The sequence below is a fragment of the Microcystis sp. M090S1 genome (assembly GCF_020246295.1).
GTDB lineage: Bacteria > Cyanobacteriota > Cyanobacteriia > Cyanobacteriales > Microcystaceae > Microcystis > Microcystis aeruginosa.
Map to the genome: position 1 here is coordinate 1 of NZ_JADBTF010000471.1, position 7,107 is coordinate 7,107.

Here is a 7,107-nt window from a genome sequence, read left to right on the forward strand (position 1 = left end):
CGAAAAAAAGCCATTTATGAGGGAACCTTCCGCACGCCAGATTATTTCATCTACGATCCTTTCGATGGCAATTCTTTACAAGGATGGCATTTAGGAGCAGACCAACGCTACCATTCTTTAGAACGAAACGAGCGCGGCTGGTTATGGTGCGAAACCTTAGGCTATTGGTTGGGAACTTGGGAGGGGACTATTGACCGAGAAACGGCAATTTGGGCGAGATTTTATGACTCGGAAGGCAATTTAATCCCCTTGCCAGAAGAAGCGGCACAAGAGCAAGCGGCCGCGGCCCAGGAGCGAGCGGCCGCAGCACAGGAGCAATTAAATGCTACTCAGCAAGCTCTGGAAGAGGAAAGACAGCGTTCTCAACAGCTGGCGGCTCGTTTGCGAGAAATGGGGATAGACTTGTAGTACAAGTGTGGGGAGCTTTTTGCCTGACTGACGGACATATTTTCAACACAATAAGTGGTCGTGCCAAATTAATTTCCTAAACCTTGACGAGGAATTCTGTAAACTTCGATCAAAAGCCGCGTAAATTCTGTATTTTCTCTGGAAGTCTTAGATATAGCTTTTAAAATTGTGATCGTAGCGGCAAGCTAATCCAGATCAATTAAACTTCTTCCTCACTCCCGACTTTGTTAGTATCATGAAACCTAACTCTGGCCGTAAACGGTTATTATCCCTGATATCTGCCGTTTCTTGTAGTTCCCTCTTGATTTTATCCCCTCTAGCCCAGAGAGCGCAAGCAGACGATATTACGGATGCCTTAGAAGCGGTAATTGAATATACGGCTCAATTACACCAGATCAATTTTAAGTATTTGTTAAGGGATGGCCCGATAACCACTCCCTGCGGCGTAATTTCCCTAGCGGCTTTCTGCACTGTAGATAATACAGTCTATGTCAATCTCAAGCAAGTTACTGGTATTAGCGATAATCCTTTATTTCCCCTTTACGCCGTCGCTCACGAGGCCGCTCACGCTGTTCAGTGGAATCGGGGTATTGGTGGCATCGATGAAGGTGGGATGAGCATCGGCATTGAATTACAGGCCGATTGTCTAGCGGGAGATACCCTTTCCTGGTTATTTACCGAAGCTAGAGGTTTATCCAAACAGGATTATATGCTAGCGGGAAAACTTCTAGGGGAAGCGGCCTCGGAAGTGGGCGATTTTGAAGCTCCTAATCGCTCCCACGGGACACCGCAACAGCGAGGTGATTCGGTCTTACAAGGATTCTACGGGGAAAATCATGAAGCTTGTATGCGTTAGCTAACACTCAAGGCTATATTTCCCCTAGAATGCCTAAAAAAGCTTAAAAAACTACTGTAACCCTAACCAAGATAACAGACCTTGGCCAGTTAGATACTCGATCAACAGGGTGATCACAAAACCAATCATAGCGGCTCTACCGTTGAGGCGCTCGGCATAGTCATTAAAGCCAAATTTGGGATCTTCTAATTTGGGGGTTTGAGTCGGTTGTGGTTCAGTCATAATCTTTACAGGCTGTTTACATTTCTTTACTATTCTAGCGGAGTTAGAACTTAGGGTGTAACTAATTTCTAACTCCTCCCTATTTGCCCTAATCTCGACCGTTAAGGGCGATTAAAAGGCGCAGAATAAAGATAAATAGGTTGATATAGGTCAAATACATCGATAAAGCAGCGCTGAGATACTGCTCATCTCTGTAGGTACGGGGCAAGATGTAAAAGTCCACCACTGCCGAGCCGGCAAACAAGAAAACCCCGATGCCAGAAATAGCGATTTCTAACCAGGTGGGAGTAGCGCCACCAAAGATAGAGAAAATTAGCTGACCAATGAGAACAATAAAGAGAGCGAGAATACCGATGCTAACGGTTTTAGTCAGGGCTAAACCATCTTTTTCCGACAGATTCGAGCCGATATTCCGTCCCAACACAAAAGCAATGCCGCAACCGAGGGCAGCAATTGCTACTCCTCGCAAACCGACACCGGAAGTACCTAAGGCCACATAGACGATTCCACTGAGAGTATAGCCAGAAAGAAGGCTATAGAGAGTCAGTAGGGGCAGAGCAGTGCCTGTATTGCCTCTTTCGGCAGTATTACGGGCGACAAAAAATAAAATAATCTCGGCAACCAGGGCGACAAAGAAAGTCGGGAAGAAAATCTGGGGATAGGATTGGATCACACCTAAACCGCCATAGGTTCCCACCGCAGTCAAAATTAGACCGCCACCGAGATAGGGCAGGGCCTTGGGGATAACATTAGGGCCGATAAGAGCTTGGCTTTTAGCCTCGCGTAAAGCTTGACGAAAGTTACTGGTATTACTCATGGTTACTAGGATTCGAGATACTTGTCTCAATCAATCTTGTTAAACAGAAACTATTCTTGATTAGTTCGTCAAGAATGCCGAATCGCAGGGAAGAAAAAAAAGTAATTTTTCCCCCAGCATCGATTCCCTCTTGATTGTAACGAAAAGACTGGTGATCGAGCTAGAAGCCACATTTTTCACCCCCCTTGACCGCTCAAGTTACCGTCAACAGAAGCCCGATTCAAGGCGATAATGTCCCGTAAACTGGATATTTCCTGTTTTTATTAATTACAATCTTCCGAGTATCCCCTGACCTAAAGCCAAACCTGTCACCAACATTCCTAACACTAGAAAAGGCTGGGCGCTGGCTTGATATTTGACATCATTTTTGAGCGGATCCCGCAGAAAATACATATCTTGGAAAGTGATCTGAGGGATAATTAATAACAGTAAAATAGCGGCATAAAGATTCTGATGAATACTAATCAGATAACCCGCAATTCCTGCTTGAAAAACATCGATCATAATCACGCAAATCCAAGCCGAGGTGGTAATTCCAAACATAACTGGCAAGGATTTTAAGCCTAATTTTTCGTCACCTTCCACACTTTTAAAGTCATTAACTACAGCAATGCCTAACCCCGCCAAACTATAGATGAGGGTTAGGATCATAATTGTCCCATTTAACTGACCAAAAAGGGCGTGACCAGCCCACCAAGGTAATGCTATATAACTAGCACCGAGGGCATAATTTCCCAGCCAACCATTTTGTTTTAATTTTAAAGGTGGCGCTGAATAAATATAGGCGATAAAAGAACCAAATAGGGTTAAACAGAGCATGATCGGGAAATCATGACCGGCCCAGCGATCGAGAAGATAAGCTATTCCTAACCCAGCTGCTAATAAAACCAAAATCTGACCGACCACTTGCGGAATAGAAATTGCCCCCGAAGGAATCGGGCGATAGGGTTCATTAATTGCATCGATTTCTCGATCGTAAAAATCATTTAAAGTTTGGGTATAACCGGTCATCAATGGACCGGAAAGTAACATACAGGTGGCCGCTTTTAAGACATCTTCTAAAGACCAAGTATAATTCCCCGATGAAGCAGCCCCACAGACAACCCCCCAAATTAGGGGAATCCAAGTGATCGGCTTCATCAATTGTAAGCGGATTTTCCAGAGGGAAGTTTCTGCCGATGAAGCCCCTTTCATCCCCAATAATTGGCGAGTTTTTGCGCCTCGATTATCCTTGTTTTCTATCTCGGTGTTCGACATAATCCCTTAAAAAGAAATAATTAAGTAACCGTCTTGGAATTTTGCCCCTTTTACCGCTCGTCCGGTTAGAGGCGGTGGTACATCAATATTACGCCGTTGATCTCCCGCTTCGATGGTTAATTCTGGACCCGATTGCGTCAGTTTTACCTGTTTTTTCTCGAATCCGGGTAAATAAACCTTGACCTGACCGGCTGCCGTATCGATTATTAACGGTTTGGGCGGCTGCACCGTGAGAAAATTGGGTAACTCGGCGATTAACTCCTGCCAATCTTCTCCTTGACGGTCGGGTAAAATCGCAGCCGGCAGCGGGGCAAAATCCTCCGTGGCACTCTGACAGCGATTAAAAATCACTCCCCCCACATTTAAACCGATTTGCTGCGCCGCACCCCAAAGATATTTGGCATCTGCGATCGCAAGTGGATCATCATTGGTGACTAGATAGGCTAAAACTCGCCGAGGATCGGCTAAAGCCGAGCGCCCCTCGTCTAAAATGTTATTATCAGCCTTCTGCCCTAAACCGTCGGGATTAAAGGAGAAATTCAGCACGGCAGCGGCAATCGGTTGGAAAAAGGGAGAAAGGGTGCGACCAATCTCGGAATCACTGAAAACCTGCCGAAAACGCCGTAAATACCAGCCACCCACCTCTGGAATCCCCAACATTCTCAGGCTGTTGATATCTCCGCTGCCGTCGTAGATGATGACATCGTAATTTCCGCTTTTATCCTGTTCCCGCAGGAAATTTAAAGCTAGAGCTTGATCCATTCCGGGTAAAATGCCCAACTCTTGACCATAAACATTTTTCAAGGTGGGAGAACGCAAATACTGCTTTTCCAGTTCCTTGACTTCTTCCCAACTTTTTTCTAGTAAGTGGGTACTACTAAGCTGGACAACCGAGAGATTAGGCGCAATTTCCGTAATAGAGGAGCTAGGGGAGGCCTTGAGGAGTAATCCCCAAGCAGGGCCAGAATCTTGACCGATCAAGAGAACTTTTGACCCCAGACCAGCCATTTTTCTTGCCGAAGCGATCGCTATCGTACTGCGACCGCTGCCCCCCTTGCCCAAAAAGGTCAAAATTAAGGACATAGTTAATTCCTAAGCGTTATATTTAGATGAGTTTGAGTTCATCCTCAAAAAACCAAGTAGCGGTCTTATCATCGAACAGGACAACAGCACCAATACCGCTGCCATCGGTCATCTTAAAGTTTTTGATGACACCCACTTTACCCAATTTACCCGCTACATCCGAGTTAACGCGGTCTCTTAAGCGACAGACCTTGACTTTTTGCCCGATTTCCATTACTTCCACAGTTTTAATAAGACGATAATTCAATAAACCAATCCTAAGTTTAATATAAATTCGTGTCAGATAAACCCCCCAATGCTCTTCAGTTATCGGTCTTTCTCAGATCATCTGCACTTAGCGATCATATATACTAAGTAGTTGGACAAAATCAACTTCTTGGTTAGGATGGGCAAGAGGCAATAGGCAATATGCAATAGGCAATAGGCAAGAGGTAAGCCGCCCCGATGTCGGGGGGATTGGGGGGGTAAGAGGCAAGAGGTAGTTAGATATGTGCAATTAATTGTGTCTAGCTACTCAAAAAAAAGGGTTTTATTTGGTTTCTGGGGCAGGATTTTGGAGATTTTCTATTTGTTCTCTTTGCTTGCGTTTAAACTCCTCGGCCGCTTCGTTGATATTATTGAGGGTGTCTTCCTGAAATTCCGCTCCGTCCCGGCTACGACGAAAATTACTATTATGAATCAAGTCTAAAGGATTAAAACCACCGAGATCATCCCTGCCATCGGAACTACGTTCATTTTTTTGATAATCTGGCTGACTGGGGTTCAAGCTTTGAGCTAACACTTGCGGATTAAAATCAGCCCCGACCAATAAAATAGTAGCTAGGAATAAAGACGATTTGATTAACATTTTTTGAGTATTCATAATCTAACTAACTCCTCAGAAAATTAAGTGGGTAGGTGTTAAAAGTTGTCAGCCCCCCCCTTATCAAGGGGGGCAGGGGGAATCAGAGGCAAAATCTATCTTCAATTTAATTATAACTACTTACTTGTCTAGTTTTTGGTGGTGAGAAAGTTGCAGGCTTTTCAGTGAAAGTAAACTGATAACTGGTAACTGATAACTGATAACTGATTTAAGCAAAACGACGACGAAGTAAGGGCTGAATTGCCAAAAGGATTAGCAGATCGAAAGCTAAGAGCAGGCCTAAAACTGTCAAGAAATTGAGGTCAAGCCAAGGGGTTTGTAAGACTATGCTATCAAAAGACCAGTGCTGATTGAAATAAATATAACGGATCGGTTCGATCGCATAGGTGAGAGGGTTGAGACTAGCGATTACTTGTAACCAATCTGCCATAAAGTTTAAGGGAGCGAGGGCGGTACTGGCAAATAAAAGCGGTAAATTGGTGACGAAAATGACGGCGATTAATTCGATATGTCCGGGTAGAGCAAAGGTTAAACTGAGACTTAAGGCAGTCATACCCAAAACTATTAGGAAAACAATCAAAGCGATCGCACCTAATCCAGCTAAACTGGGACATCCTGCCCCTAAAAAGGCACTAGCGGCCACGATCGAGGCGGTTTGGATGAAACTGAGGGCGATAATATAGATGGTAGAAGCGGCCACGATCGAGTAACGAGTGGTTAAAGGCGCTACCAAGAGACGGTTAAGAAAGCCAAATTCTCGATCGAACATTACCGGTAAACCGGCATTGAGGGCCCCAGAAAAAGCGGTAAAGACAATCACCCCGGGGGCGAGAAATTTAGCATAACTGAGATCGTTGCCGAATAGACCCTGGGGAGCCTTATAAAACAATGCCCCGAATAAAATCAGCCACATAAAGGGCTGAATTACCCCCGCGATTAGGGTTGAAGGACGACGTTGTAATTGGATGAACAGACGTTTAGTCATGGCCAGAGTTTCTTGCAGAAATTCCCCTAGCACATTTCCCCCATCGTCCACCGTTGCTGCTCTAGTGGGATTGGGGGCTAAACTAGCTTTTAAGGAAGAAGGTGTGATGGTTTGGCTCATGAAATATTTACCTCTAATGCAGTCTCAACGAGTAATTTAGATAGTCAACAGTTTATAAGTGATCAGATGGCTCTCTTGGGGTTCCGGTGATCAGCAAATCCTCTCGAAGAAAAGGCTGACACCCTACCACTTCTCCAATATACAAGAGGCGCAAGCCCTGGGGGAAAGGAATGTAAATATTTATTAAATTGTAGCTTTTAATACAATGCGGGGGGGGAAGTGTGTATTTTGTCTTTGAGCATTCGCTTGTCATTGTTTTGGGTTGCCCTATCGCTTAACCCAAATCTAAATGTCACGCACTCAAATCATCGAAAATTTTGGGTCTGAAACCCCGTCGTTCTACGACGGCTTTACTGTTAAATATTAGCGCATTTACACGATATATGCTAGAATGCGAGATATGGAAAAAGCCTATTCGTTTCGATTTTACCCAACACCCGAACAAGAGTCGCTATTGCGGCGCACTTTGGGCTGTGTAAGATTGGTTTACAATAAAG

9 protein-coding genes and 1 pseudogene are annotated in these 7,107 nt (G+C 44.6%); 3 read left to right on the forward strand and 7 right to left on the reverse strand.

Features of this window, described 5'->3' with window-relative positions:
* Window positions 1-408: pseudogene (locus tag IM477_RS20515) on the forward strand (Uma2 family endonuclease); the annotation flags it as partial.
* A 235-nt stretch (window positions 409-643) separates the two neighbouring features.
* Window positions 644-1,264, forward strand: coding sequence for a metalloprotease (locus IM477_RS20520; protein WP_287733274.1), 621 nt, complete (start codon window positions 644-646; stop codon window positions 1,262-1,264).
* A gap of 51 nt (window positions 1,265-1,315) precedes the next feature.
* Here IM477_RS20520 and IM477_RS20525 read toward each other — a convergent pair whose 3' ends face one another.
* The 7 genes from IM477_RS20525 to IM477_RS20555 all read right to left on the reverse strand — a co-directional run bounded on the left by IM477_RS20525 (window position 1,316) and on the right by IM477_RS20555 (window position 6,610).
* Window positions 1,316-1,486 carry a CAB/ELIP/HLIP family chlorophyll-binding protein gene (locus IM477_RS20525; RefSeq protein ID WP_002742489.1) on the reverse strand — a complete coding sequence of 57 codons (171 nt, stop codon included), beginning with the start codon at window positions 1,484-1,486 and terminating at the stop codon, window positions 1,316-1,318.
* An 88-nt stretch (window positions 1,487-1,574) separates the two neighbouring features.
* Complete coding sequence (locus tag IM477_RS20530; RefSeq protein WP_287733275.1) at window positions 1,575-2,303, reverse strand: Bax inhibitor-1/YccA family protein; 729 nt, start codon at window positions 2,301-2,303, stop codon at window positions 1,575-1,577.
* A gap of 267 nt (window positions 2,304-2,570) precedes the next feature.
* Window positions 2,571-3,560, reverse strand: coding sequence for a chlorophyll synthase ChlG (chlG, locus tag IM477_RS20535; protein WP_287733276.1), 990 nt, complete (start codon window positions 3,558-3,560; stop codon window positions 2,571-2,573).
* A gap of 6 nt (window positions 3,561-3,566) precedes the next feature.
* Window positions 3,567-4,643: a Get3/ArsA fold putative tail anchor-mediating ATPase NosAFP gene (locus tag IM477_RS20540; protein ID WP_287733277.1), complete on the reverse strand. Its 1,077-nt coding sequence runs from the start codon at window positions 4,641-4,643 to the stop codon at window positions 3,567-3,569.
* A gap of 22 nt (window positions 4,644-4,665) precedes the next feature.
* Window positions 4,666-4,857, reverse strand: a complete 192-nt coding sequence (petP, locus tag IM477_RS20545; protein ID WP_287733279.1) for a cytochrome b6f subunit PetP — start codon at window positions 4,855-4,857, stop codon at window positions 4,666-4,668.
* Between the two features lie 315 nt (window positions 4,858-5,172).
* A complete protein-coding gene (locus tag IM477_RS20550; RefSeq protein WP_287733278.1) occupies window positions 5,173-5,505 on the reverse strand; it encodes a hypothetical protein in 333 nt (110 codons plus the stop codon).
* 208 nt (window positions 5,506-5,713) lie between these two features.
* A complete protein-coding gene (locus IM477_RS20555) occupies window positions 5,714-6,610 on the reverse strand; it encodes an ABC transporter permease (RefSeq protein ID WP_147072212.1) in 897 nt (298 codons plus the stop codon).
* 400 nt (window positions 6,611-7,010) lie between these two features.
* Here IM477_RS20555 and IM477_RS20560 point away from each other — a divergent pair.
* A partial coding sequence (locus IM477_RS20560) for a helix-turn-helix domain-containing protein (RefSeq protein WP_155120494.1) occupies window positions 7,011-7,107 on the forward strand: 97 nt, incomplete at its 3' end.